This is a genomic window from Nakamurella flavida, from assembly GCF_030811475.1.
GTDB lineage: Bacteria > Actinomycetota > Actinomycetes > Mycobacteriales > Nakamurellaceae > Nakamurella > Nakamurella flavida.
The window spans coordinates 1,357,706-1,382,500 of sequence record NZ_JAUSQV010000001.1 but is presented as its reverse complement, the minus strand read 5'-3'; the positions used below and the strand labels follow the sequence as shown (position 1 = coordinate 1,382,500).

The 24,795-nt window shown below is 72.0% G+C and carries 20 protein-coding genes and 2 rRNA genes (1 of these 22 running past the window's edge); 21 read left to right on the top strand and 1 reads right to left on the bottom strand.

Going from position 1 to position 24,795, the window contains the following annotated elements:
- From J2S58_RS06135 to J2S58_RS06070, 14 genes are all read left to right on the top strand, one after another.
- Nucleotides 1–1,551, top strand: a 23S ribosomal RNA gene (locus J2S58_RS06135) (it extends 1,558 nt beyond the left edge of the window).
- A gap of 104 nt (nt 1,552–1,655) precedes the next feature.
- A 5S ribosomal RNA gene (gene rrf, locus J2S58_RS06130) occupies nt 1,656–1,772 on the top strand.
- A gap of 2,088 nt (nt 1,773–3,860) precedes the next feature.
- Nucleotides 3,861–5,219 (top strand): hypothetical protein, encoded by a 1,359-nt coding sequence (locus tag J2S58_RS06125; RefSeq protein WP_205258360.1) that lies wholly within the window; start codon nt 3,861–3,863, stop codon nt 5,217–5,219.
- Nucleotides 5,216–6,268, top strand: a complete 1,053-nt coding sequence (locus J2S58_RS06120) for an HAD-IIA family hydrolase (protein WP_205258361.1) — start codon at nt 5,216–5,218, stop codon at nt 6,266–6,268. The genes J2S58_RS06125 and J2S58_RS06120 overlap by 4 nt, the downstream gene beginning before the upstream one ends.
- A gap of 432 nt (nt 6,269–6,700) precedes the next feature.
- Complete coding sequence (locus J2S58_RS06115; protein WP_205258362.1) at nt 6,701–6,934, top strand: hypothetical protein; 234 nt, start codon at nt 6,701–6,703, stop codon at nt 6,932–6,934.
- Nucleotides 6,931–7,743, top strand: a complete 813-nt coding sequence (locus J2S58_RS06110) for a TlyA family RNA methyltransferase (RefSeq protein WP_306826602.1) — start codon at nt 6,931–6,933, stop codon at nt 7,741–7,743. Before J2S58_RS06115 ends, J2S58_RS06110 begins: the two co-directional genes overlap by 4 nt.
- Before the next feature lie 40 nt (nt 7,744–7,783).
- On the top strand, nt 7,784–8,668 hold the full coding sequence (locus J2S58_RS06105; protein ID WP_205258363.1) for an NAD kinase: 885 nt from the start codon (nt 7,784–7,786) through the stop codon (nt 8,666–8,668).
- Nucleotides 8,669–8,756: 88 nt separating this feature from the next.
- On the top strand, nt 8,757–10,625 hold the full coding sequence (recN, locus tag J2S58_RS06100; protein WP_205258364.1) for a DNA repair protein RecN: 1,869 nt from the start codon (nt 8,757–8,759) through the stop codon (nt 10,623–10,625).
- A 268-nt stretch (nt 10,626–10,893) separates the two neighbouring features.
- A complete protein-coding gene (gene steA / locus J2S58_RS06095; RefSeq protein ID WP_205258365.1) occupies nt 10,894–12,060 on the top strand; it encodes a putative cytokinetic ring protein SteA in 1,167 nt (388 codons plus the stop codon).
- Between the two features lie 5 nt (nt 12,061–12,065).
- The gene (locus tag J2S58_RS06090) at nt 12,066–12,998 is read left to right on the top strand and encodes a copper transporter (RefSeq protein WP_205258366.1); all 933 of its coding nucleotides are present in this window, start codon (nt 12,066–12,068) and stop codon (nt 12,996–12,998) included.
- A gap of 238 nt (nt 12,999–13,236) precedes the next feature.
- The gene (locus J2S58_RS06085) at nt 13,237–14,967 is read left to right on the top strand and encodes a CTP synthase (RefSeq protein ID WP_205258367.1); all 1,731 of its coding nucleotides are present in this window, start codon (nt 13,237–13,239) and stop codon (nt 14,965–14,967) included.
- A complete protein-coding gene (locus J2S58_RS06080; RefSeq protein WP_306826596.1) occupies nt 14,964–15,635 on the top strand; it encodes an NUDIX domain-containing protein in 672 nt (223 codons plus the stop codon). The genes J2S58_RS06085 and J2S58_RS06080 overlap by 4 nt, the downstream gene beginning before the upstream one ends.
- Nucleotides 15,636–15,664: 29 nt before the next feature.
- Nucleotides 15,665–16,729, top strand: a complete 1,065-nt coding sequence (locus J2S58_RS06075; RefSeq protein WP_370881855.1) for a site-specific tyrosine recombinase XerD — start codon at nt 15,665–15,667, stop codon at nt 16,727–16,729.
- 184 nt (nt 16,730–16,913) lie between these two features.
- Nucleotides 16,914–17,213 (top strand): DUF1540 domain-containing protein, encoded by a 300-nt coding sequence (locus J2S58_RS06070; RefSeq protein ID WP_205258368.1) that lies wholly within the window; start codon nt 16,914–16,916, stop codon nt 17,211–17,213.
- Between the two features lie 111 nt (nt 17,214–17,324).
- On the opposite strand, the gene J2S58_RS06065 is transcribed toward J2S58_RS06070, so the two are convergent.
- Nucleotides 17,325–17,924 carry a hypothetical protein gene (locus tag J2S58_RS06065; protein ID WP_205258369.1) on the bottom strand — a complete coding sequence of 200 codons (600 nt, stop codon included), beginning with the start codon at nt 17,922–17,924 and terminating at the stop codon, nt 17,325–17,327.
- Nucleotides 17,925–18,447: 523 nt separating this feature from the next.
- Here J2S58_RS06065 and J2S58_RS06060 point away from each other — a divergent pair.
- The 7 genes from J2S58_RS06060 (at nt 18,448) to der (ending at nt 24,777) form a co-directional block, all read left to right on the top strand.
- A complete protein-coding gene (locus tag J2S58_RS06060) occupies nt 18,448–19,254 on the top strand; it encodes a ParA family protein (protein ID WP_205258461.1) in 807 nt (268 codons plus the stop codon).
- Between the two features lie 7 nt (nt 19,255–19,261).
- Nucleotides 19,262–20,125, top strand: a complete 864-nt coding sequence (locus tag J2S58_RS06055) for a segregation and condensation protein A (RefSeq protein WP_306826590.1) — start codon at nt 19,262–19,264, stop codon at nt 20,123–20,125.
- Nucleotides 20,122–20,832 carry an SMC-Scp complex subunit ScpB gene (gene scpB / locus J2S58_RS06050; RefSeq protein WP_306826589.1) on the top strand — a complete coding sequence of 237 codons (711 nt, stop codon included), beginning with the start codon at nt 20,122–20,124 and terminating at the stop codon, nt 20,830–20,832. The genes J2S58_RS06055 and scpB overlap by 4 nt, the downstream gene beginning before the upstream one ends.
- On the top strand, nt 20,832–21,707 hold the full coding sequence (locus J2S58_RS06045) for a pseudouridine synthase (RefSeq protein ID WP_205258370.1): 876 nt from the start codon (nt 20,832–20,834) through the stop codon (nt 21,705–21,707). The genes scpB and J2S58_RS06045 overlap by 1 nt, the downstream gene beginning before the upstream one ends.
- Nucleotides 21,704–22,426, top strand: a complete 723-nt coding sequence (gene cmk, locus J2S58_RS06040) for a (d)CMP kinase (RefSeq protein ID WP_205258371.1) — start codon at nt 21,704–21,706, stop codon at nt 22,424–22,426. The genes J2S58_RS06045 and cmk overlap by 4 nt, the downstream gene beginning before the upstream one ends.
- Nucleotides 22,427–22,451: 25 nt before the next feature.
- Nucleotides 22,452–23,135, top strand: coding sequence for a lysophospholipid acyltransferase family protein (locus tag J2S58_RS06035; protein ID WP_205258372.1), 684 nt, complete (start codon nt 22,452–22,454; stop codon nt 23,133–23,135).
- A 238-nt stretch (nt 23,136–23,373) separates the two neighbouring features.
- Nucleotides 23,374–24,777, top strand: a complete 1,404-nt coding sequence (gene der, locus J2S58_RS06030; protein WP_344470582.1) for a ribosome biogenesis GTPase Der — start codon at nt 23,374–23,376, stop codon at nt 24,775–24,777.
- The last annotated feature ends 18 nt before the right edge of the window (nt 24,778–24,795 follow it).

Here is a 24,795-nt window from a genome sequence, read left to right as displayed (position 1 = left end):
TAAACGCCCGGACCAAGCGTTTCCTTCGGGAGATGCGCGGCGAGCGCGTGACCCGATCCGGTAGTAGTCAAGCGATGGGGTGACACAGGAAGGTAGCTCCGCCAGTCAGTGGTAATACTGGTGTAAGGGTGTAGGTAGCGGGGATAGGCAAATCCGTTTCCGTGTTGATCTGAGACCCGATGCATAGCCGATTGAGGCGAAGTAGAGTGATCCTATGCTGTCGAGAAAAGCCTCTAGCGAGCTCTGAGCGGCCCGTACCCCAAACCGACACAGGTGGTCAGGTAGAGAATACCAAGGTGATCGAGCGAACTATGGTTAAGGAACTCGGCAAAATACCCCCGTAACTTCGGGAGAAGGGGGACCGAGGTGCGTGAAGCCCCTTGCGGGCTAGCGCGTTTTGGTCGCAGAGACCAGGGAGAAGCGACTGTTTACTAAAAACACAGGTCCATGCTAAGTCGCAAGACGACGTATATGGACTGACGCCTGCCCGGTGCTGGAAGGTTAAGAGGACCGGTTAGTCGTAAGGCGAAGCTGAGAATTTAAGCCCCAGTAAACGGCGGTGGTAACTATAACCATCCTAAGGTAGCGAAATTCCTTGTCGGGTAAGTTCCGACCTGCACGAATGGCGTAACGACTTCTCTACTGTCTCAACCATAGGCTCGGCGAAATTGCACTACGAGTAAAGATGCTCGTTACGCGCGGCAGGACGGAAAGACCCCGGGACCTTTACTATAGCTTGGTATTGGTGTTCGGTTCGATTTGTGTAGGATAGGTGGGAGACTGTGAAGCGATCACGCCAGTGTTCGTGGAGTCAACGTTGAAATACCACTCTGGTCGAACTGGATATCTAACTTAGGTCCATGATCTGGATCAGGGACAGTGCCTGGTGGGTAGTTTAACTGGGGCGGTTGCCTCCCAAAGAGTAACGGAGGCGCCCAAAGGTTCCCTCAGCCTGGTTGGCAATCAGGTTTCGAGTGTAAGTGCACAAGGGAGCTTGACTGTGAGACCGACAGGTCGAGCAGGGACGAAAGTCGGGACTAGTGATCCGGCACCACCTTGTGGAAGGGGTGTCGCTCAACGGATAAAAGGTACCCCGGGGATAACAGGCTGATCTTGCCCAAGAGTCCATATCGACGGCATGGTTTGGCACCTCGATGTCGGCTCGTCGCATCCTGGGGCTGGAGTAGGTCCCAAGGGTTGGGCTGTTCGCCCATTAAAGCGGCACGCGAGCTGGGTTTAGAACGTCGTGAGACAGTTCGGTCCCTATCCGCCGCGCGCGCAGGAGTCTTGAGGAAGGCTGTCCCTAGTACGAGAGGACCGGGACGGACGAACCTCTGGTGTGCCAGTTGTTCCACCAGGAGCACGGCTGGTTGGCTACGTTCGGAAGGGATAACCGCTGAAAGCATCTAAGCGGGAAGCCTGTTCCAAGATGAGGACTCCCACCCTTTGTGGGGTAAGGCCCCCGGTTAGACCACCGGGTTGATAGGCCGGAAGTGGAAGCATCGTAAGGTGTGGAGCTGACCGGTACTAATAGGCCGAGGACTTACCACAAAAATGCTACGCGTCCACTGTGCAACTCTGGAGATACGGTCCAGACCCATGCGTCCACTGAGCAACATTCACCTGGTGGTTGGGTCCCGTGAATTCCATAGAGTTACGGCGGTCATAGCGAGGGGGAAACGCCCGGTCCCATCCCGAACCCGGAAGCTAAGCCCTTCAGCGCCGATGGTACTGCACCGGCCACGGTGTGGGAGAGTAGGTCGCCGCCGGACAATCATTGAACCTCGAGGGAGGTCACCACACAGCAAACCTGTGTCGGTGACCTCCCTCGAGGCATTTCTTCGTTCAGCCGCATCCACGTTCCGCACCCCAGCGCCGGTACGAACGCTCGCCACCAGGGCGTGGACACATTGCCCCGCACGCTGGGTGCGTCACACGCCCACTGTTCTTGTGCGAGAACAGGGGCACACTGAGCGCAGGCATACGGCCCCATGGCCGACGGACAGCCCCCACCCGGCGCTCACCGCGCCGGCCGGCATCATCCGTTCAGCATCACCCGATGGTTCGACCGTCGGACGAAGTCAGCAGCATCGATTCAGGAGAGTGTCATGACGGATTCACGCGACGATCGCCCGCCCCGACGGGACCGTCCGGACGGCAACAAGTCCGGCGGACCGGCTCGTTCCTTCGGAACGCGCGGCAGCTCCGGTCAGGGCGCCCGTCCTGCATCCTCCCGAGGTGGGGGACAGGACCGCCGTGGTGACGGACAGCGCAGCGGCGAATGGTCCAACCGCCCGTCCGGCTCCGATCGGCAGGGCCCTCCCGGTGGTCGTTCCAGCCGTGATGACAGGCCGAGTCGGCCGTTCGGCGACCGCCCTCGCCCGCCCCGTGACGGCGACCGCCCGGGTGCCGACCGCGGCGCGCGCGGCGATCGATCGGATCGTCCCTTCCGTGACGACCGAGGGTCCCGGGATGATCGTCCGCGTTCCTTCGGCGACCGCCCGCAGCGTGATGACCGGCCCCGTCGCGACGACGCGCCCCGATCCTTCGGTGACCGCACTCAGCGTGATGACCGACCCCGCCGCGACGACGCGCCCCGATCCTTCGGTGACCGCCCCCAGCGTGATGACCGACCCCGCCGCGACGACGCGCCCCGATCCTTCGGTGACCGCACTCAGCGACCGGACCGTTCCGGCCCGGCAGATCGTTCCCGTTCCTTCGGCGACCGCCCCCAGCGGGCCGAGCGCAGCGATCGGCCCTGGACCCCCCGGGAGGACCGTCCCGCGCGTGACGACCGCCCGCGTTCCTTCGGCGACCGCCCCCAGCAGTCCGACCGACCGCAACGGTCGGATCGTCCGTGGACTTCCCGGGAGGACCGTCCCGCGCGTGATGATCGCCCCCGTTCTTTCGGTGACCGCCCCCAGCGCTCCGATCGACCTTCCTACGGCGACCGTCCGCAGCGACCGGACCGCAGTGACCGACCGTGGACTCCCCGCGAGGACCGCCCGACGCGGGATGATCGATCGCGTCCCACCGGGGACCGCGCCGACCGACCCTGGTCGCCCCGCGGTGGCCCCGCCCGCGATGATCGACCCCGATCGACTGGGGATCGCCCGGACCGTCCCTGGACCCCGCGGGAGGATCGGCCGGCACGTGACGACCGGCCGCGTTCCTTCGGTGACCGCCCGCAGCGCTCCGACCGCCCCGACCGGCCGTGGACCCCGCGGGAGGATCGGCCGGCACGTGATGACCGCCCCCGTTCCTCCGGTGACCGTCCCCAGCAGTCCGACCGAACGCAGCGCAGCGATCGACCGTGGACTCCCCGCGAGGATCGTCCCGCGCGCGACGACCGCCCGCGTTCCTTCGGTGACCGCCCGCAGCGCACCGATCGGCCGGACCGGCCGTGGACGCCTCGGGAGGACCGCCCTGCTCGAGACGACCGCGGACCCCGCAACGACCGCACCCAGCGCACCGATCGACCGGATCGACCCTGGGCGCCGCGTGAGGACCGTCCCCGCTCGTCCGACGACCGCGCCCCCCGCGACACCGAACGTTCGTCGGGCATGGGCGGAGACCTGAGCGGTGGACTCTTCGGATCCCGCCGTCCCGCTCGGGACGACCGACCGCCCCACGGTTCCGGTGATCGCCGTGGCGCCCGGGACGACCGACCCGCACGGGACGCCTCCGCGGACCGCCGGCCCCCGTACCGCGACCGCGATTCCGGGCCCGCTCAGCGAGGCCAGCGGCCGAACGATCGACCTTCCGGTCCTCGCCGCGACTTCGACGACGCCCGACCCCCGCGTGAAGTGCCGACCGGCTCCCGCGTGCGGGAGGAGGACGTCAATGAACGGTGGCCCGACTTGCCGGACGACCTGGACGTGTCCGAGCTCGACCCCGAGGTGCGTCGAGACCTGCGCGGGCTGTCGGCCGAAGGGTCCCAGTTCGTCGGTGCGCATCTCCTGGCCGCGGTCGAACTCGCCGAGGACGAGCCGGAACTGGCCTGGCGGCATGCCCGAGCCGCACGGTCCAAGGGCGGACGGATCGCCGTGGTCCGGGAGACCGTCGGACTGGTCGCGTACCGCGCCGGCCAGTGGTCCGAGGCTGTCGCCGAGCTGCGCGCCGCCCGTCGGATGTCCGGCGGACCCGGACACCTGGCCGTGATGGCCGATTGCGAACGCGCCCAGGGCAACCCGGAGAAGGCCATCGAACTGTCCCGGTCCGCCGAGGCCGAGCAGCTCGACGCCGACGCCCAACTCGAACTGCGCATCGTGGTCGCCGCAGCCCGAGCCGATCTCGGCCAGCTGGATGCCGCGCTGGTGCACCTCGAGGCGGCCGGTGCCCGGCCGGACAGCGGCGTCGAGGCTCCCGCCCGACTGCTCTTCGCCTACGCCGATCTGCTCGAACAGGCCGGCCGCCGCGACGAGGCCATCGCCGGATTCCTGCGGGCGGTGAACGCCGACACCGACGAGGAGACCGACGCCGAGGAACGCCTCGCCATGCTCGTGGAGGACGACACCGACGACACCGACCCGGACGACACCGACGACACCGACCCGGACGACACCGACGACACCGACCCGGACGACACCGATCCTGACGACACCCACGACGCCGTCGCGTTGTCCGACTCCGACGATGTCACCGGGACCACCGTGGACGTCGTCGAGACCGGTGAGGCCGGGTCCGACGAGGACGACGATGCCGCCGACGACCCGGAGCTGGAGGTCTCCGCGGATACCGACGACGGCGGGATCACCGACCCTGAGGCATCCGATGCCGTCGTCGACGACCCCGACGAGTCGGCCGTCGTGCCGGCCGGCGAGGGACAGGACGACGCCGACCCGGCCGAGGTCGTCCAGGCAACGGCCGACCAGCCGCGAGAGGCGTCCGCGTCGTCCGCCGAGAGCGACACGGAGCAGACCCGGCTCGACACCGCAGCGTCTGCCGACACCACGGAGTCGGTCGACCCCGACGAGACCGCGGCCCAGAAGGCTGGGGACGAGGCCGAGGCCGAGCCCGCCCCCGAAGGAACAGCCACCGATCCGGCCGCGCCCGGCGCGGTGACCTCCTCGTTGTTCTCGCATTCCGGGTACACGGCGCCGTCGGTGCCCGCGGGCACCACCGACACCGGCCTGCCCGATCCGACTGCCTCGGACCGCGGGAACGCCCCGGCCGGACGCGAGGACATCGACCGGCCGAGCACGGGGGACCGGGCATGACAGCCACCGTTCCGGCGGCCGAATTCGACGCCCTGCTGCTCGATCTGGACGGCACCGTCTATCTCGGTGGTCAGGTCATCGAGCACGTCGGCGAGGCACTGGCCGCCGCCCGGGAGCTCGGTTCGCGTCCGATGTACGTCACCAACAACGCGTCCCGTCCCCCCGCCGAGGTGGCGGCCGCGCTGACCGCCATGGGGGTGCCGGCCACCGACGAGGAGGTGCTGACCTCGCCGGAGGCGGCGGCGACGATGCTCGCCGACACCCACCCCGCCGGGTCGGCGGTGCTGGTCATCGGGGCGCCCTGGCTGGCCACCGCCGTGCAGGACGCCGGGCTCGTCCCGGTGCGGACGGCGGCCGAGGGACCGGTCGCGCTGGTGCAGGGACACTCGCCGGACACCGGGTGGGTGAATCTGGCCGAGGGCTGCATCGCGCTCCGGTCGGGGATCGACTGGGTGGCCTGCAACGTGGACAGCACGTTGCCCACCGATCGCGGTCTGCTGCCCGGCAACGGCTCGATGGTGGCGGCGCTGGTCGCCGCGACCGGGCTCACGCCCAGGGTGGCCGGCAAACCCGCCAGCCCGCTGCTGGACGAGGCCGTCCGGCGCGCCGGATCCAGCAACCCACTGGTCGTCGGTGACCGACTGGACACCGACATCGAGGCCGGTTGCACCGCGGGGTATCCCGCGCTGCTGGTCCTCACCGGGGTGTCCACCGCCCAGGACCTGGTGTCCGCGCCGGAACACCAGCGGCCGACGCATGTCTCGCTGGACATGCGCGGGTTGATCGACGCCGGACGGGTCGTCGACCTGCGTTCGGCCGACACGTCCGCCTGGACCGCGGTGACCGCCGACGGAGCGGTGACGCTCGCCCGCTCCGGCGGCGCACCCGCGGCCCACGACCAGGACGACCGGTCCCGGGATGCGGAGGCTCTGCACGCCCTGGCCGCGGTGGTGGTCGCGGCCTGGGCCGGTGGCTCCACCCGTGTCGTGGCCGCGGACGACGACACCGCGGCCGTTCTCGCCCGCGCCGGGTTGACCGCAGACCGCTGACCGCGCGCCCAGCGGGGCGGACATGCTGCGCCGGCTGCCGGTTCCCTCGGGGACCGGCAGCCGGCGCGCTGCGTTGCAGGGCGCGGGAGCCGGTGGGCGATGTCCCCGACGCGTTCCCCGTCCACGACGACCCGCGCATGCCGCTGCGCGGGCACCGAGCCGAGGGCCGCTCCGGTGTCGGCCCGCATCCGAGGGTCGGGCGGCTGAGCTAGCGTGACCGTCGGGCCCGTCAGGTCCCGGCGGCCTGCCGTCCCGATGATCGGCTCCCGGTCGTCCACCCCGGGGCGGCGTCGCCCGCCCGCCGATCAGCCCCCCGGAGGAGTCATGGCCCACGACGGACCGCGTCCCGGTGCACCCGGCCCCCGGCCCGGTCTGCCCGGGGTCCCCACCGGCCGGCCCGGTACACCCACTCCGGTCTCCCCAGCGCGGGACGTGCCGACCGCACCCGTCCCCGGTGGCCCGCCGCCGGTGACCCGGGCCGTGCCCTCGACCGCGTCGTCCGGCGCCCCGACCGGTCGCCAGACGGACGCCGACATCGCGGCCGCGGTGGACGACGAGCTGGCCACCCTGACCGATCTGCCGCTGGCCGAGCACCCCCAGGTCTACGCGCGTCTGCACGGCACGTTGACCGACGCGCTGGCCGCGACCGTCGACCAGGGGCGGTGAGCGTGCGCCGGGCCCGGCTCGACAGCGAACTCGTCCGACGCGGCCTGGCTCGCTCCCGGGAGCACGCCACCTCGCTGATCGACGCCGGTCGTGTGCTGGTCGCCGGGTCCGTGGCGAGCAAGGCCGCCACCGCCGTGGACAAGGCCACCCCCGTCCTGGTGCGGGACGACGTCACCGACGAGGACTGGGCGTCGCGGGGCGCCCACAAAATCATCGGTGCCCTGGACGCGTTCTCCGGGATCGACGTCGCCGGCCGGCGGTGCCTGGACGCCGGGGCCTCCACCGGCGGCTTCACCGACGTGCTGCTGCGGCGCGGTGCCCGTGAGGTCGTCGCTGTGGACGTCGGGTACGGGCAGCTGATCTGGCGCCTGCAGAACGACGAACGGGTCCAGGTGATCGACCGGACCAACGTCCGCACCCTCACCCCCGAGGTGATCGGCGGGCCCGTCGATCTCGTCGTCGCCGATCTGTCCTTCATCTCGCTGGGGTTGGTGCTGCCCGCGCTCATCGCCTGCACGGCCGACGGTGCCGACCTGGCCCTGATGGTCAAACCCCAGTTCGAGGTGGGCAAGGCGCGATTGGGTGCCGGGGGAGTCGTGCGCGACCCGGCCCTGCGCGCCGAGGCGGTGCTGGACGTCGTGCGTGCGGCTGGTCTACTGGGTTGGGGTCTGGCCGGTGCGGTGGCGTCGCCGCTGCCCGGTCCGAGCGGGAACGTCGAGTTCTTCGTGCACCTGCGGGCCGACAGCCCGGTGGACGCCGACACCGCCGCGTCCATGGTGCAGACCGCAGTGAGGGAGGGTCCGTCATGACCGCAGCGCACACCACGAGCACGCACCGGCCGGCACACCGATGAGCGACCGGCGCATGCTGCTCGTCGCCCACACCGGACGCGAGGACATCTACGCCACCGCCAGCATCGCCCGGCAGCGCCTCGCCGATGCCGGCATCGACCTGGTCGCCCTGCCCGGCGAGGGCGCCGGGCTCGACCTCACCGTCTACGACCACGAGACCGACCTGCTGGACTGCCCGGTCGAACTGGTCCTGGCCATGGGCGGGGACGGCACCCTGTTGCGCGCCGCCGAACAGGCCCGCGTCCTCGACGTCCCGGTGGTGGGGGTCAACCTGGGCCGGGTCGGCTTCCTGGCCGAGGCCGACGTCAGCGAGGTCGACGCGGCACTCACCGCCGTCGTCGACCGCACCTACCGGCTGGCCGAGCGGATGACCGTCGAGTTCGCCGTGGAGGTCGACGGCGAGGAGATCGCCACCGGCTGGGCCCTGAACGAGATCAGCGTGGAGAAGGGCATGCGGGAGCGCATCCTGGACGTCGTCGTCGAGGTGGACGGCCACGGCGTGTCGGCCTACGGCTGCGACGGCGTGTTGTGCGCCACGCCCACCGGCTCCACCGCCTACGCGTTCTCCGCGGGTGGCCCCGTCGTCTGGCCGGGGGTCGACGCCCTGCTGGTCACCCCGCTGAACGCGCACGCCCTGTTCGCGCGGTCCCTGGTGGTCGCACCCACGGCCACCGTCACCGTGCACATCGATCCCGGCGGGCAGTCGGCCGTGCTGACCTGCGACGGACGCCGGACCGTCGAGGTGCCGCCGGGGGCCCGCATCCACGTCCGCAAGGGCGACAGCCCGGTGAAGATGGTGCGGCTGGGCGATCTCCCGTTCACTGACCGGTTGGTGCGCAAGTTCGCCCTCCCGGTGCACGGCTGGCGTCAGCAGCGGCACTGATCCGCCGATCCGGGCGGCGATCCGAACACCTGTCCCCAATCCGGCCGATCTCCCGCGGCAGCGGGACGCGCGGGGCTACCGTGGCCGCATGCTCGCCGAACTGCGGATCACCGGCCTCGGGGTGATCGACGAAGCCGTGCTCGAGCCCTCGCGCGGGTTCACCGCGGTCACTGGCGAGACCGGGGCCGGCAAGACGATGGTGGTCACCGCCCTCAGCCTGATCGGGGCGGCCCGGGCCGACGCCGCCCGGGTCCGGGCCGGGGCCGACCGCGCCGTGGTCGAGGCGCGCTTCACCCTCCCGCCCGGTGGGACGATCGAGCACACCGTCACCGCCGCCGGCGGCAGCCTGGACGACGACGGCAGTGTCATCGCGGTCCGCAGTGTCAGTGCCGACGGTCGGTCCCGCGCCCACGTCGGTGGCCGGGCGGCGCCGTTGGCCGTGCTGGCCGAACTGACCGGTTCGCTGCTCGCGGTGCACGGCCAGTCCGAGGCCATCGGCCTGCTCCGGGGGTCCAACCAACGCGCCGTGTTGGACCGGTACGCCGGCCTGCACGATCTGCTGGTGCGGTACCGGGCCGCGCGGGATCGCTGGCAGGCGGCGGTCGCCGACCTCGCCGACCGTCGCACCCGTGCGCGCGAGCTCGCGCAGCGGGAACAGGTGCTGCGGCTCGGGGTCCAGGAGATCCAGGCCGTAGCGCCGCTGCCCGGTGAGGACGTGGATCTGCTCGCCGAGGTCCGGCGCCGGGAGAACGTCGACGATCTCCGCGCGGCGGCCCAGCAGGCCCTGACTGCGCTCGCCGGTGCGGACACGCTGACCGACGCCCCCACCGCGGTCGGCCTGGTCGAGACGGCCCGGCACGCGGTGCTCGCCGCCACCGACGAGCGGTTGTCCGCCCTGGGTGCGCAGCTGCACGAGGCGTCCGCCGTGCTGGCCGATGCGTCGGCCGAGCTGTCGGCGTACCTCGACGGTCTGGACTCCGACCCGGCCGAGTTGGAGCAGCTGCTGTCCCGGCAGGCCGCGTTGAAGACGCTGACCCGCCGGTACGGCGAGGACGTCGACGCCGTGCTGGCCTGGAGTCGCGAGGCCGAGGCCGAGCTCACCGGGCTGGACTCGTCCGAGGAGGCGCTGGCCCAGCTGGCCGCGGAGGCGCAGCGCCTGGCCGACGAGGTCGCCGTGCTGGCGGCCGAGGTGTCGGCCGGGCGATCGGCCGCGGCCGCCACCCTCGGCGCGGCGGTGACCGACGAGCTGGCCGCTCTGGCGATGGGGCGGGCATCGGTCCGGGTCGCGGTGACCCGCCGGGTGTGGGAGGAGCCGACCCCGCCCGCCGCCGGTACCGACACCCCGGCCCGCACGACCGCCGCGGCCCGCGCCGCGACGTCGACGCGCGCGTCGACCCCGGCCCGCTCCGGTGCACGGGAGCGTGCCGTCGTCCGACCGGTCGACGTGCTGCAGGTCGAGGGTGCCTGGGTGCAGGCCGGCGCCAGCGGCATCGACACGGTGGAGATCGTGATGACCGCCCATCCCGGGGCGCCCGAGCTGCCCATCAACAAGGGCGCCTCCGGTGGCGAGCTGTCCCGCGTCATGCTGGCGCTGGAGGCGGTGCTGGCCGGGTCGGATCCCGTCGACACGCTCGTCTTCGACGAGGTCGACGCCGGCGTCGGCGGGCGCGCTGCCACCGAGATCGGCCGTCGTTTGGCCGATCTCGCCCGGGATCACCAGGTCATCGTGGTCACCCACCTCGCCCAGGTGGCCGCGTTCGCCGACCGGCACTTCGTGGTCGAGCCGGGGGAGGGCGGCACCATCGGCTCGTCGTCGGTGCGGCAGGTGGCCGACGCCGACCGGGACAGCGAGCTCGCCCGCATGCTGGGCGGCACGGACAGCCCGACGGCCCGGGCGCACGCCGCCGATCTGCTCGCCGCGACCCGGGAGCCCACCCGCCGGCCCGCCCGGACCTGAGGACCCGGCCGTCGGATCCGGGACACCGGGTTCCGCCCGGCGCATCCGGACCGCCCCCGCTGACCCCCCGCTGACCCCCCGCCGATCCCGCCGGCGGCGGGACCGCCGACGCCCCGGCACGAGCCCTGGGGTGATCCGATCCGGTCGTCCTCCGCCCTGGCCGGGCCGCCCCCCGATCGGGTGATCCCGTGCGCGGGCGGCGGGCGTCACGTGACGACACCTGCCCTGCCTCCCCCAGATCCCCCCACCCTGCTGCCACCATGCCCACATGAAACTTCTGTCACGCCAGTCACGCGCGTTGCCCGGTGTCACAGGCGTGGCACGCGTCTCCCGCCGGACCGAGTCCCTGCTGAGCCGGGTCGGGCACCGCGACATCGTCGTCATCGACCAGCCCGACATCGACCGGTCCACCGCCGACGCCCTCGTGCGGGCCGGGATCACCGCCGTCGTGAACGCGGCACCGTCCATCTCCGGCCGGTACCCGAACGTCGGTCCGGAGATCCTGGTCGCGGCCGGCATCGTGCTGGTGGACGAGGTCGGGGACAAGGTCTTCACCCGGCTCAAGGACGGCGCCAAGATCCGCATCGACGGCGGCACCATCTTCCTCGGGGAGGAGCCGGTCGCCGTCGGCATCGAGCAGACCACCGAGTCGGTCTCGGATCTGATGATCGAGGCCAAGACGGGCATGTCCGCCCAGCTCGAGGCGTTCGCGGCCAATGCCATCGAGTACATGAAGCGCGAGCGGTCGCTGCTGCTCGACGGCATCGGCATCCCGCCCGTGAGCACCGCGCTCAAGGGGCGGCAGGTGCTGCTCGTGGCGCAGTCCGCGGACACCAAGGCCCAGCTCAAGTCGCTGCGGAAGTACATCGCCGACGACAAGCCCGTGCTGGTCGGGGTGGACGCCGGGGCCGATGCCCTGCGCGCCGCCGGCTACAAGCCCGACCTGATCATCGGCAACCCCGAGCACATCGAGCCCGAGACCCTGCGCAGCGGCGCCGAGGTGGTGCTCCCCGCGCATGTCGACGGCCACGCCCCCGGCCTGGAGCGCCTGCAGGACCTCGGCGTCGGCGCGGTCACCTTCCCGGCCGCCGGGACCACCGAGGATCTGGCCCTGCTGCTCGTGGACGCCCACGAGGCAGGGCTGATCGTCACCGTCGGGATCCGCACCGGGCTGACCGATCTGCTCGACCGCGGTCGGGGCGCGTCCACCTTCCTGGTCCGCATGCGGGTGGCGAACAAGATCGTCGACGCCTCCGCGGTGGCCGCGTTGTACCGCGCGCGCATCTCCTGGTTGCTGGTGCTGTTCCTGGTGCTGGCGGCGGCGGCCGCGATCGTGGCCGCTCTGATGATCTCCGATGTGACCGGCACGTACGGCGACCTGCTGCGGCAGTGGTGGGACCAGGCGTACGCCTGGGTGAAGGGGTTGTTCCAGTGATCTCCATGCGCTATCACATCGTCTCCCTGACGGCGATCTTCCTGGCCCTGGCCCTGGGTGTCGTCCTGGGCGCCACCAAGATCAGCTCGCCGCTGCTGGCCGGGCTGCAGGGCGACAAGGACACGCTGAGCTCCGACGTGTCCTCGCTCAACGACACCAACGCCGAGCTCAGCGCCCGGGTCACCTCCGACGAGAAGTTCGCCGCCTCGGTCGCCGCGTTGACCGTGCGCGGCACCCTGCCCGACGCCTCCGTCGTGCTCATCACCACCAACGACGCCGACCCGGCCGACCGGGACGCCGTGCTGTCCCTGCTGGACCGGGCGGGCGCCACCGTCAGCGGACAGCTGCAGCTGACCGCCGACTTCACCGACCCGGCGCGCGCCGAGGACCTGCGGTCGCTGGCCGCGAGCTCGCTCCCCGCCGGGGCCACCCTGCCGGAGACCGGCAAGGTCGGCGCCACCGCCGGCGGCCTGCTCGCCGCGCTGCTGATCGGCAAGGAGGACGGCACCGCGCCGGCCACCCCCGAGGCGACCACCGCCGGTCTGTCCGCGCTGTCCGGCGGCGGCTTCGTCGTCCCGTCCGGCACCCCGGCCGCCGGCCGCAGCGTGATCATCCTGACCGGCGGTGCGCTGACCGGTGGGTCGGAGGCGGACAGGGCCACCGTCGTGGCCGATCTCGCCGCCCAGCTCGCCCAGAGCGCGCAGGGCGTGGTCCTCACCGGCCGCACGGGATCCCAGGTCGCCACCGGGTCGGTCGGGGTCGTCCGCACGGACACCGCCGCCAGCTCCGCGGTGAGCACCGTCGACGACGTGGACACCGCCTCCGGCCGGCTGGCCACCGTGCTCGCGCTGGTCGAGCAGAACGGCGGCGGGGTGGGTCGTTACGGCCTCGGCGACAACGCCCAGGCCCAGGTCCCGACGCTGGCCGTCAACGGCTGACCGCTCCTCCACTCGCTCCCACCGCGCCCGCGTGGGCATGTCCGGACGGACATGCCCACGCGGGCGTTCGTGTCGGTCGGGGTGGCCAGGATCCGGCTGGGAAAATGCGGCGGGGACGGCCGCGCGGGCACCTCGCGGGCGTGTTCGGCCCAGGGTGAACCGCTGCTGTTAGGGTGAAGTCCCGTGGGAGCGAGGGCCATCAGGCCGGCGCGTCGCATTCGGACACACGGGAGTTGCCTTGCCGCAGTCGACGAGTACCAAGCACATCTTCGTGACCGGAGGGGTGGCCTCGTCCCTGGGCAAGGGCCTGACGGCGTCCAGCCTCGGCCAGTTGCTCACCGCCCGCGGTCTGCGGGTGACCATGCAGAAGCTCGATCCGTACATCAACGTCGATCCGGGCACGATGAACCCGTTCCAGCACGGCGAGGTCTTCGTCACCGAGGACGGCGCGGAGACCGACCTGGACATCGGCCACTACGAGCGCTTCCTGGACCGCAACCTGTCCGCGGACGCGAACGTCACCACCGGCAAGGTCTACTCCCGGGTCATCGCCCGCGAACGGCGCGGGGAGTACCTCGGCGACACCGTGCAGGTCATCCCGCACATCACCAACGAGATCAAGGACCAGCTGCGGGCGATGTCCGAGCCGGACGTCGACGGGATCGTCCCGGACATCGTCATCACCGAGATCGGCGGCACCGTCGGCGACATCGAGTCGCTCCCGTTCCTCGAGGCGGCCCGCCAGCTCCGGCACGAGGACGGCCGGGACAACGTCTTCTTCCTGCACGTGTCCCTGGTGCCCTACCTCGCCCCGTCCGGGGAGCTCAAGACCAAGCCCACGCAGCACTCCGTGGCCGCGCTGCGCAACATCGGCATCCAGCCCGATGCGTTGGTCTGCCGCTCCGACCGGGAGATCCCGGACAGCCTCAAGCGCAAGATCTCGATGATGTGCGACGTCGACGCCGACGCCGTGGTGTCCACCCCGGACGCCCCGTCGATCTACGACATCCCCCGGGTGCTGCACCGCGAGGGCCTGGACGCCTATGTCGTCCGCCGCATGGGTCTGTCCTTCCATGACGTCGACTGGACGGTCTGGGGCGATCTGCTGGACCGCGTGCACCATCCGGCGGAGACCGTCCGGATCGCGCTGGTCGGCAAGTACATCGACCTGCCCGACGCCTACCTGTCGGTGACCGAGGCGCTGCGGGCCGGCGGCTTCGGCAACCACGCCAAGGTCGAGATCGTCTGGGTGCCGTCCGACGAGTGCCAGACCGCCGCCGGTGCGGCCGCCGCTCTCGGCGACGTGCAGGGCGTGCTCATCCCGGGTGGCTTCGGCGTCCGCGGCATCGAGGGCAAGGTCGGCGCGATCACCTACGCCCGGACCAACCGCATCCCGCTGCTGGGCCTGTGTCTGGGGCTGCAGTGCATCGTCATCGAGGCCGCCCGCAACCTGGCCGGCATCGCCGGGGCGAACTCGGCGGAGTTCGAGCCCACCGCCGTCGACCCGGTCATCTCCACCATGGCCGATCAGACCGACGTGGTGTCCGGCGAGCGGGACATGGGCGGCACCATGCGCCTCGGGTCCTACCCGGCCGCGCTGACCCCGGGTTCTCTGGTCGCCGAGATCTACGGATCGACGTCGATCACCGAGCGGCACCGGCACCGCTACGAGGTCAACAACGCCTACCGTGATCGCCTCCAGGCCGCCGGGCTGCAGCTGTCCGGCACCTCCCCGGACTCGCACCTGGTGGAGTTCGTGGAGCTGGACCGTGCGCTGCACCCGTTCCTCGTGGCCACCCAGGCCCATCCGGAGTTCAAGTCCCGCCCGACCCGGCCGCACCCGCTGTTCCAGGCCTTCGTCCGCGCCTGCCTGGACTACCTGGAGTCCGAGCGGCTGCCCATCGGTTCCGACGAGCGGTCGGCCGACCAGGACCCGGCCGCCGGTCTCGAGACCACCGCCGCCCGGTGAGCGACGCCCCCCTGTTCTCGGTCGTCGGCACCCGCCGCGTCTACGACGGGGCCATCTGCGCCGTCCGGGTCGACGAGGTCGTCATGCCGGGCGGGGGCGTCGCCAAGCGGGAGGTCGTCGAACACGATCTGGCCGTGGCCGTCGTCGCCCTGCGGGAGGCGACGGACGGACCGGAGATCGCCCTGATCGAGCAGTACCGGCATCCGTTGGGCCGTCGGCTGTGGGAGCTGCCGGCCGGACTGATGGACGCCGACGGCGAACCGGCCCACGAGGCCGCGGCGCGGGAACTGGCCGAGGAGACCGGACTGGCCGCCGACGACTGGTCGGTGCTGGTCGATGTGGTGGCCTCGCCCGGGTTCCTCACCGAAGCCGTCCGGGTGTACCTGGCCCAGGGGGTCCGGGACGTCGGCCGCGACGCCGCGGTGGACGACGAGGAGGCCGATCTGCGCCTGGTCTGGGTGCCGCTCGCCGTGGCCGTGCAGGCCACCTTCGACGGACTGGTCGTCAACGCCAGTGCGGTGGCCGGCATCCTGGCCACCGCCGCGCTGCGCAGCGGCGCGGCCACCGCCCGGGCGGCCTTCCTGCCGGGCCCGGACGACGCCTGGACGGTGAACCGCAGCGGGACCCCGCGGTCGGCGCCCGGTCTGCCCGGCGTGCCCGGGGCGTGAGCGAAGTCCCGGTCGGTCCGCGCGACCAGGTGAGCCCGAGGACGGCGCCCGATCCCCCGGGGGCGCAGGGACCGCCCACCCCGCGGGAGCCGTCCCCGGCCCTGACCGCCGCGCTGCGGGGCTACCTGGACCACCTGACGGTGGAACGCGGCTCGGCCCGCAACACGCTGCTGTCCTACCGGCGGGACCTGCAGCGCTATCTCGCCTTCCTGGCCGCCCGGGGCATCACCGAGATCGCCGACGTCACAGCGGATCTCGTCACCGGCCATCTCGCGGAGCTCCGGCTGGGGTCGGCCGACCGCCCGCCGCTGGCCGCCTCCTCGGCGGCGCGGGCGGTCGTCGCCGTCCGGGGCTGGCACCGCTTCCTGCTGGCCGAGGGGGCCGTCGGGGTGGACGCGTCCCGGGACGTGCACCCGCCGACACCGGCCCGCCGGTTGCCCAAGGCCCTCCCCGTGCACGTGGTCACGGCCGTGCTCGAGGCGGTGCCCACCGACACGCCCCGCGGTCTGCGGGACCGGGCCCTGCTCGAGTTGCTGTACGCCACCGGCGCCCGCATCAGCGAAGCCGTCGGGCTGGACGTGGACGACGTGCAGGACACCGCCGACGGACCCGCGCAGCGGTCCACCGGTCCGGAGGGCGAACCCGGGGTGCTCAGCGTGGTCCGGTTGCGCGGCAAGGGATCCAAGGAGCGGATCGTGCCCGTCGGCTCGTACGCCCGGTCCGCGGTGCAGGCCTACCGGGTCGGCGGGCGGCCGGCGCTCGTCGCCCGCGGTCGGGGGACCGCGGCGCTGTTCGTCAACCAGCAGGGCGGTCGGCTGTCCCGGCAGAGCGCCTGGCAGGTGCTGCGGGACGCGGCCGAGCGCGCCGGGGTCGGGCCCTCGGCCGGCGGGTCGGGCCCGGGTGACGCCGCCGGTGTGTCCCCGCACACGCTGCGGCACTCCTTCGCCACCCATCTGCTGGAGGGCGGGGCGGACGTGCGCGCGGTCCAGGAACTGCTGGGCCACGCCTCGGTGACGACCACGCAGATCTACACGCTGGTCACCGTGGACGCCCTGCGCGAGGTCTACGCGACGGCCCATCCGCGGGCCCGCTGACCACTCGTCGGGTTAGGGTTCCCTTGCCTCATACCCACTCTGACCTGCGAGTTAGGCAGTACAACCTTGCTAGCGCGAATCGTTCTCGGGGTTTAGCGTCCTTCTCGACCACCCTGGTGTGGCCGGACGCGATCGCCGAACGGCGGACGTCGGGTCACCGTCTCGAACCGCTCCGGAGGACCTCATGACCGCTTCCCTGGAAATGCCCACCGTCACCGAGTGCACCGCCACCGGCTGCTCCTACAACGAGCACTCCGGCTGCCACGCCTTCGCCATCACGATCGGTGGGGCCGGGGCGGACGCCCAGTGCGCCACCTTCATCCCGCTGTCCTCGAAGGGCGGCCTCGGCCGCGTCACCTCCCAGGTCGGCGCCTGCCAGCGCGCCGAGTGCGTCTTCAACGCCTCGCTCGAGTGCTCGGCCCCGTCGGTGAAGATCGGCGCGGGCGCCGACGTCGCCGACTGCCTGACCTTCCAGGCCCGCTGAGCCCGGGCCGCCGGTCACGGAGCGACCGGCGGACCACGACGTTCCGCAGCGTGAGACGCGAAAGGCCGGTCACCCCCCAGGGGTGACCGGCCTTCGTCGTACCGCGGAGGATCAGCGTTCCGGTGCCGGTTCCGGTGCGCGGGGGATCATCGTCCGGCCGGCCACCCCGTTGAGCAGGACCAGGATGGACACCCCGGCGACCGCGTTGATGACGGCGGTGGCCAGCGAGTCGCGCAGCACGTCGGTGGTGGTGAACGGCAGCAGGGTGGCGACCACGGTCAGCAGCCCGGCGATCCATGCGAAGAACGTGCGGGCCTGTGGGCTGGTCAGGATGAGCACCCACAGCAGGATGCCGAGCACGATGGCGGCGACCACGGCGGCGGCGATGCTGCGGTGCGAGTGGTTGGTCAGCCCGAACATCCTGGGCGGCACCGTGTTCAGCTTGAGCAGCCCACCGGCGATGAGTTCGCCGATGAGTGCGACCAGGGCGGCGACCAGTGCGGTGGCCGCGACCCCGGCGATGTACGGGCCCGGCTTGACCGTCCACCGCCCGGTCGCCGGCAGGACGACGGCGGCCGGCCGGTACACCTCGCCGGCGTAGGCCGGCGGCGGCACGTACTGGGCACCGGGGTAGGCCTGACCGGGTTGCTGCCCGGCGAACTGGGGCACCTGGTAGAGCCGCCCGTCAGCGCCTTCGAAGGGATACGTCATGCCGGTGCCTTCCTGCCCGGACCCTCGCGGGTCACCGCTCACGTCTCGCTGCTCACGTCGCGCATCGATCCGGCCCCGTCACACCCGGCCCGGCGGGCGAAGGATATCGCCGGTGCAGGTCCGAACGGGTGAAGTGGCGACGGACGGCACCCGGGCGGTCCGGCGGGGCGGCTGGGCCTGCGGTCCGCCGTGGCCGTGGGGACATAGGGTAGGCCGGTCGTGCAGCCGAGCGGTTCGGGCTCGACCGGTCCGGTCCGACGACCGGTCCGATCGGACCGCGGACGACCGCGGCCGGCCGCGGGGAAGAACGGGAGCGACGGCGATGAGCGAAGCGGGACAGGCCCACTGGGCGGACTCGGCGGCGGACCAGCCGTCCGGGGAGCAGTCGACCGGTGAGCAGCCGATGGGGGAGCAGCCCGGGCGACCGGCCCGCAGCACCCTGTTCGAGCCCGAGATGCCCGCCGCCCCCGCCGTCGAACCGACCCGCTCGGGTTCGCTGTCCACCTCGCCCTCCGTCCGCGCGATGAACGGCCGCGACCCGCAGCCCGCCCCGCTGACCAGCCACGGCCCGGCCCGCGTGGTCGCCGTCTGCAACCAGAAGGGCGGAGTCGGCAAGACCACTTCGGTCATCAACCTGGGTGCGGCCCTGGCCGGCTACGGCCGACGGGTGCTGCTGGTCGACCTGGATCCGCAGGGTGCGCTCTCCGCCGGGCTCGGGGTGGCCTCGCACGAGCTCGACCACACCATCTACAACCTGATGCTGGGCTCGAAGACGGCGATCACCGACGTCCTCATGCCGACCTCGGTGGAGAACCTCGACCTCATCCCGGCCAACATCGACCTGTCCGCGGCCGAGGTGCAGCTGATCAACGAGGTCGGTCGCGAGCACACCCTGGCCCGCGCGCTGCGTCCGGTGCTGCACGCCTACGACTACATCCTCATCGACTGCCAGCCCTCCCTCGGGCTGCTCACGGTCAACGCCCTGGCCTGCGCGCACGGCGTGCTGATGCCGGTCGCCGCCGAGTTCTTCTCCCTGCGCGGTGTCGCCCTGCTGGTCGACACGGTGGCCAAGGTGCAGGACCGGATCAACCCGGACCTGACCGTCGACGGGGTGCTGGTCACCATGTACGACGGCCGGACCGTGCACGCCCGCGAGGTGGTGTCGCTGCTCATCCAACGGTTCGGCGACCAGGTGTTCGACGCGATGATCTCCCGCACGGTCAAGTTCCCGGAGACCACCGTGGCCGGCGAACCGATCACCAGCTACGCGCCGTCGTCCCCGGGCGCCGAGGCCTACCGGACGCTGGCCCGGGAAGTGATCGCCCGGTGAGTCGGTGGTGACCGTCACCGAGAATGTGCCCGTCGACGGGCCGCCCACGCCCGGGCAGGCGGAGCCACCTCCGGTGCCCGCCGGTCCGGTGTCGGGCCGCCGGTCGTTCCACGTCACCCTGGAGAACTTCGACGGCCCGTTCGACCTGCTGCTGCAACTGATCAGCCAGCGCCGGATGGACCTGACCCAGGTCGCCCTGCACACCGTCACCGACGAGTTCATCGCGTTGATCCGTGGTGCCGGCAGCGACTGGAGCCTCGACCAGGTCACCGAGTTCCTCGTCGTCGCGGCCACCCTGCTGGAGATGAAGGCCGCGCGCCTGCTGCCCGATCCGGAGGCCGACAACCCCGAGGACCTGGAGCTGCTGGAGGCCCGGGACCTGCTCTTCGCCCGACTGTTGGCCTACCGGGCCTACCAGCAGGTCGCGATGCTGTTCGCCGAGCTGGAGTCCGGCGCTCTACGGCGCTACCCGCGGGCGGTCACCCTGGAGGAGCGGTACCTGGGCCTGCTGCCCGAGGTGCGCATCGGCATGGACGCCACCGCGTTCGCCGAGCTGGCCGCGGCGGTGTTCCGGCCCAAGCCGCCGCCCACGGTCAACATCGACCACATCCACGCCTCGCCGGTGTCGGTCGCCGAACACACCGCGGTGATCAGGGCCATGCTCGTGGATCGCGGAGTGGCCGACTTCCGGGAACTCACCGCCGGATGCACCCAGGTGCTCGAGGTGGTGGCCCGTTTCCTGGGGCTGCTCAACCTGTACCGGGAGTCCGCGGTGGCCTTCCAGCAGCCCGAACCGCTGGGCGAGTTGACCGTCCGCTGGACCGGCGCCGGTGCCCGGTCCTCGGCCGGTACCGAGGAGGAGTACGAGTGAGCGCCCCCGAGTCCGTCCCCGGGTCGGCGCCCGGATCGACCGCCGGCGGCACGACCCCCGCCGACGGGCCTGCCGACCTTCCCGTGGGCGTCCCTTCCGACACCCCCGAGCCCGAGACCCAGCTGTCGCTGCCCGTCGGTGGCCCGGTGGTCGCCGACCACGATCTGGCCGGCGCACTGGAGGCGGTGCTGCTCGTCGTGGACTCCCCGGTGACCGAATCGGCGCTGACCACGGCGGTGGGGCACCCCGCCGACCGGGTACGGTCCGAACTGCTCGACCTCGCCGCGCACTACACGCAGCGCGGGTCGGGGATCGAGTTGCGGGAGATCGGCGGTGGCTGGCGCCTCTACACGCGGGACCGGTTCGCGCCGGTGGTGGAGCGGTTCGTCCTGGACGGAACGCAGACCAGGCTGTCCCGGGCGGCGTTGGAAACCCTGGCCGTGGTCGCCTACCGCCAGCCGGTGACCCGGTCGCGCATCGCCGCGGTGCGCGGGGTCAACGTGGACGGGGTGGTCCGGACGTTGACCGCCCGCGGCCTGATCGAGGAGGCCGGACCGGACAGCGACACCGGCGGCATGCAGTACCGGACGACCGAGCTGTTCCTGGAACGACTGGGCCTGTCGCACCTGGAGGAACTGCCCTCGCTGGGGCCGTTGCTCCCCGAGATCGACACGATCGACACGATCGACACGGAAAGCAGACGTTGATGAGCGAGCACGAGGGCCGGGCACCCGGTCGAGATCAGGACATCTCCGACGAGGACGCCGGGTTCGGCCGCAGCGGGCAGCCGCCGGCCCGCCCGGCCCGGTCGGGACGGGTGGCCCGGTCCGGCGGCAAGGAGGGGACGGACGCGAACGCCGAGGGCGTGCGGCTGCAGAAGGTGCTGGCCGCCGCCGGGATCGCCTCCCGCCGCAAGGCCGAGGAGATGATCGCGATGGGCCGGGTCAAGGTCGACGGGCTGGTGGTCAAGGAGCAGGGCCGCCGGGTCGACCCGGACATCGCCGTGGTGCACGTCGACGGCAACCGCGTCGTCCTGCAGGAGAACCAGGTGTACCTGGCCCTGAACAAGATGCCCGGCTGGCTGTCGACGATGCAGGACGAGGACAACCGCCCGCACATCGGCCAGCTCGTCGAGGACCGCACCGAGCGGCTGTTCCACGTGGGCCGGCTGGACCGCGACTCCGAGGGACTGCTGCTGCTCACCAACGACGGCGAGCTCGCCCACCGGTTGACCCACCCGTCCTACGGCGTGGCCAAGACGTACATGGCCGAGATCCCCGGCCCGGTCCCGCGTGACCTGGGCCGTCGCCTGAAGAAGGGCATCGAGCTCGAGGACGGCATGGCCAAGGTCGATTCCTTCGAGATCGTCGACGTGCACGCCCAGCGGGCGGTGGTCGAGGTCGTCCTGCACGAGGGCCGCAAGCACATCGTCCGCCGACTGCTGGACGCGGCCGGGCACCCGGTGTCCCGGCTGGTCCGCACCCAGATCGGCGAACTGCAGCTCGGTCACCAGCGTCCCGGGACGCTGCGCAAGCTCAGCCCGGTGGAGATCGCGCTGCTGTACAAGGCGGTCGACCTGTGAGTGCGGCCCCCACCCCGGCGGGGACGTTCGTCATCGCCATCGACGGGCCGTCCGGCACCGGGAAGTCGACCGTCTCGCGGCGAGTGGCCACCGAGCTGCAGGCCGGGTACCTGGACACCGGTGCGCTGTACCGGATCGCCGCCCTGGCCGTGCTGCGGGCCGGGCTCGACCCGCAGGACACGGACGCGGTCGCCGACCTGATCACGGCGTTGCGCCTGGACCCGCCGACCGATCCCGACCACCAGCGTCATCATCTGGACGGCGAGGACGTCAGCGAGCAGATCCGCGGCCCCGAGGTCACCCTCGCGGTCACCCCGGTGTCGGCCAACCCGGTGGTGCGCCAGCACCTGTTCACGGTGCAGCGCACCCTGGCCATGTCCGGACGGATGGTGGTGGAGGGGCGCGACATCGGCACCGTCATCGCCCCCGATGCGACCGTGAAGATCTACCTGACCGCGGACGCCGCCGAACGGGCTCGTCGACGCTTCGACCAGAACGCGGCCCGCGCCGTGCACGCCGGGGCCCCGGCCGGTCAGGCCGGCCCCGGTCTGGCCGACGTGGAGCGCGACCTGGCCCGCCGGGACACGATGGACAGCACCCGCTCGCACGCTCCGCTGCAGGCCGCGCCGGACGCGGTGGTGCTCGATTCGTCGTCCATGCAACTGCGGGAGACCGTTCGTGCGGTGCTGACCCTCGCGGCCGAACGGGGCATCTCGTGAGCGGTGTGTCCTCGGACCTGCCGCGATGAGGTTCCTGAACCTGGAGGGCCGGGGTGACCCGGTTCCCCAGCACTCCTCACCCCGGGGCATGGACCGCGGCCGGCGCATCGGCATCGCGCTGGGCGCCGCCCTGTACCGGCTGCACGTCCGCGGCCGGGATCGGGTCCCCGCCACCGGCCCGCTGGTCATGGTGGCCAACCACACGAACTTCATGGACGGCCCGGTGCTGTTCGGGGCGTTCCCTCGACGGCTGTCGTTCCTGGTCAAGGCCGAGGCGGTGACCGGCCCACTGGGGTGGTTGCTCAAGCACGTCGGCCAGTACGCCCTGGTCCGGGACAAGCCCGACCGCATCCCGCTGCTGGCTTCGCTGGCCCAGCTCCAGGCGGGCGGGGCGATCGGTGTGTTCCCCGAGGGCACCCGCGGCCAGGGTGACGTGGCCACGGTGTTCGCCGGCGCGGGCTGGCTCGCCGCCCGGTCGGGCGCGACGATCGTGCCGGTGGCCGTCCGCGGGGTGTCCCGGCCGTCCGGCGTCCGGCGCCGGTTCCGCCCCCGCGTGGAGGTGCTCGTCGGCCAGCCGTTCGCGGTGGAGCAGGGCGCCAGCCGCACCGCGGTCGCCGCGGCCACCGACGGCATCCGCGAGCACCTGGCCGCGCTGGTCCGCACGCTGGACGAGGATCTGGCCGCCGGATCGGTGGACCGCCGGCACTGACCGGGCACCTGGATGTCTCCCGCCGGACCCTCGGCTTCCGGCGAACAGCTGTGCGCGAACGCTGTGACCTGCCCCGCTGCGACCGGGTGCGTGGCTGATCGGGTTCGCGTCGGACCGTCCAGCGGGGATGATGGGGGGTGTGATCGACGACAGCACCCCCTCCTCCACCGGCTCGACCGCCGGTTCCGCCGGCGAACTCGGCGACCCCTCGTACTTCCCCGACGGGGATTCCGCCGCCATCGGCACCTGGTCCGACGAGTCGGAGTTCGCGGCCTGGGAGGACGGGCTGGACGGTGACGGCGCGTTCGAGCCGACCGTCCCGACACCGACCCTGGCCGTCGTCGGTCGACCCAACGTCGGCAAGTCCTCGCTGGTCAACCGCATCATCGGCCGCCGCGAGGCCGTCGTGCAGGACATCCCCGGGGTGACCCGCGACCGGGTGTCCTACGAGGCGCTCTGGGGTGGGCGCAAGTTCACCGTGGTCGACACCGGTGGGTGGGAGCCCGACGCCAAGGGCCTCCAGGGTGACGTGGCCGCGCAGGCCGAGCGCGCCATGCTGACCACCGACGCCGTGATGATGGTCGTCGACGCCTCCGTCGGGGCGACCGCCACCGACGAGGCCATGGCCAAGGTGCTGCGCCGCTCGAAGCGCCCGGTCATCCTCGCCGCCAACAAGGTCGACGACGAGCGCGTCGTCGGTGACGTGGCCTCGCTGTGGACCCTCGGACTGGGGGAGCCGCACCCGGTCTCGGCGTTGCACGGCCGCGGTTCCGGCGACCTGCTGGACGCGATGCTGGCCGCGTTGCCGGCCACCCCGTCGGAGTTCTCCGGGGGCGGCAACATCGGCCCGCGACGCGTGGCCCTGCTCGGCAAGCCCAACGTGGGCAAGTCCTCGCTGCTGAACAAGCTGGCCGGCGATTCCCGCTCGGTGGTCAACGCGATGGCCGGCACCACCATCGACCCGGTCGACTCCCTGGTCGAGATCGACGGCGAGGTCTGGCGTTTCGTGGACACCGCGGGTCTGCGCCGCCGGGTGCACCAGGCCAAGGGCATGGAGTTCTACGCCTCGCTGCGGACGCAGACGGCGCTGGAGTCGGCCGAGGTGGCCATCGTGCTCATCGATTCGTCCGAGCCGCTGACCGAGCAGGACCAGCGGGTCATCACCATGGTCATCGAGTCGGGCCGGGCGCTGGTCATCGCGCTGAACAAGGCGGACCTGGTCGACGCCGAGCGCCGGGAGGACTCCAACCGCGAGCTCGAGCGGGACCTGGTGCGGGTGCAGTGGGCCCAGCGCATCAACATCTCGGCGCTGACCGGGCGGGCCACCCACCGGCTGGCCCCGGCCCTGCGGACCGCGCTGGAGTCGTGGGACCGGCGCATCCCGACCGGTCGCCTGAACGGCTGGCTGGCCGAGCTCATCCAGGGCACCCCGCCGCCCGTACGCGGCGGCAAGCAGCCTCGCGTGCTGTTCGCGACGCAGGCGGCGAACCGGCCGCCGACGTTCGTGCTGTTCACCACCGGGTTCCTGGAGGCGGGCTACCGCCGCTTCATCGAGCGACGCCTGCGCGAGGACTTCGCGTTCACCGGGTCGCCGGTGCGGGTGAACGTGCGCGTGCGGGAGAAGCGGTCGGGCCGGAAGTGACCCCGACCCGCCGCCCCA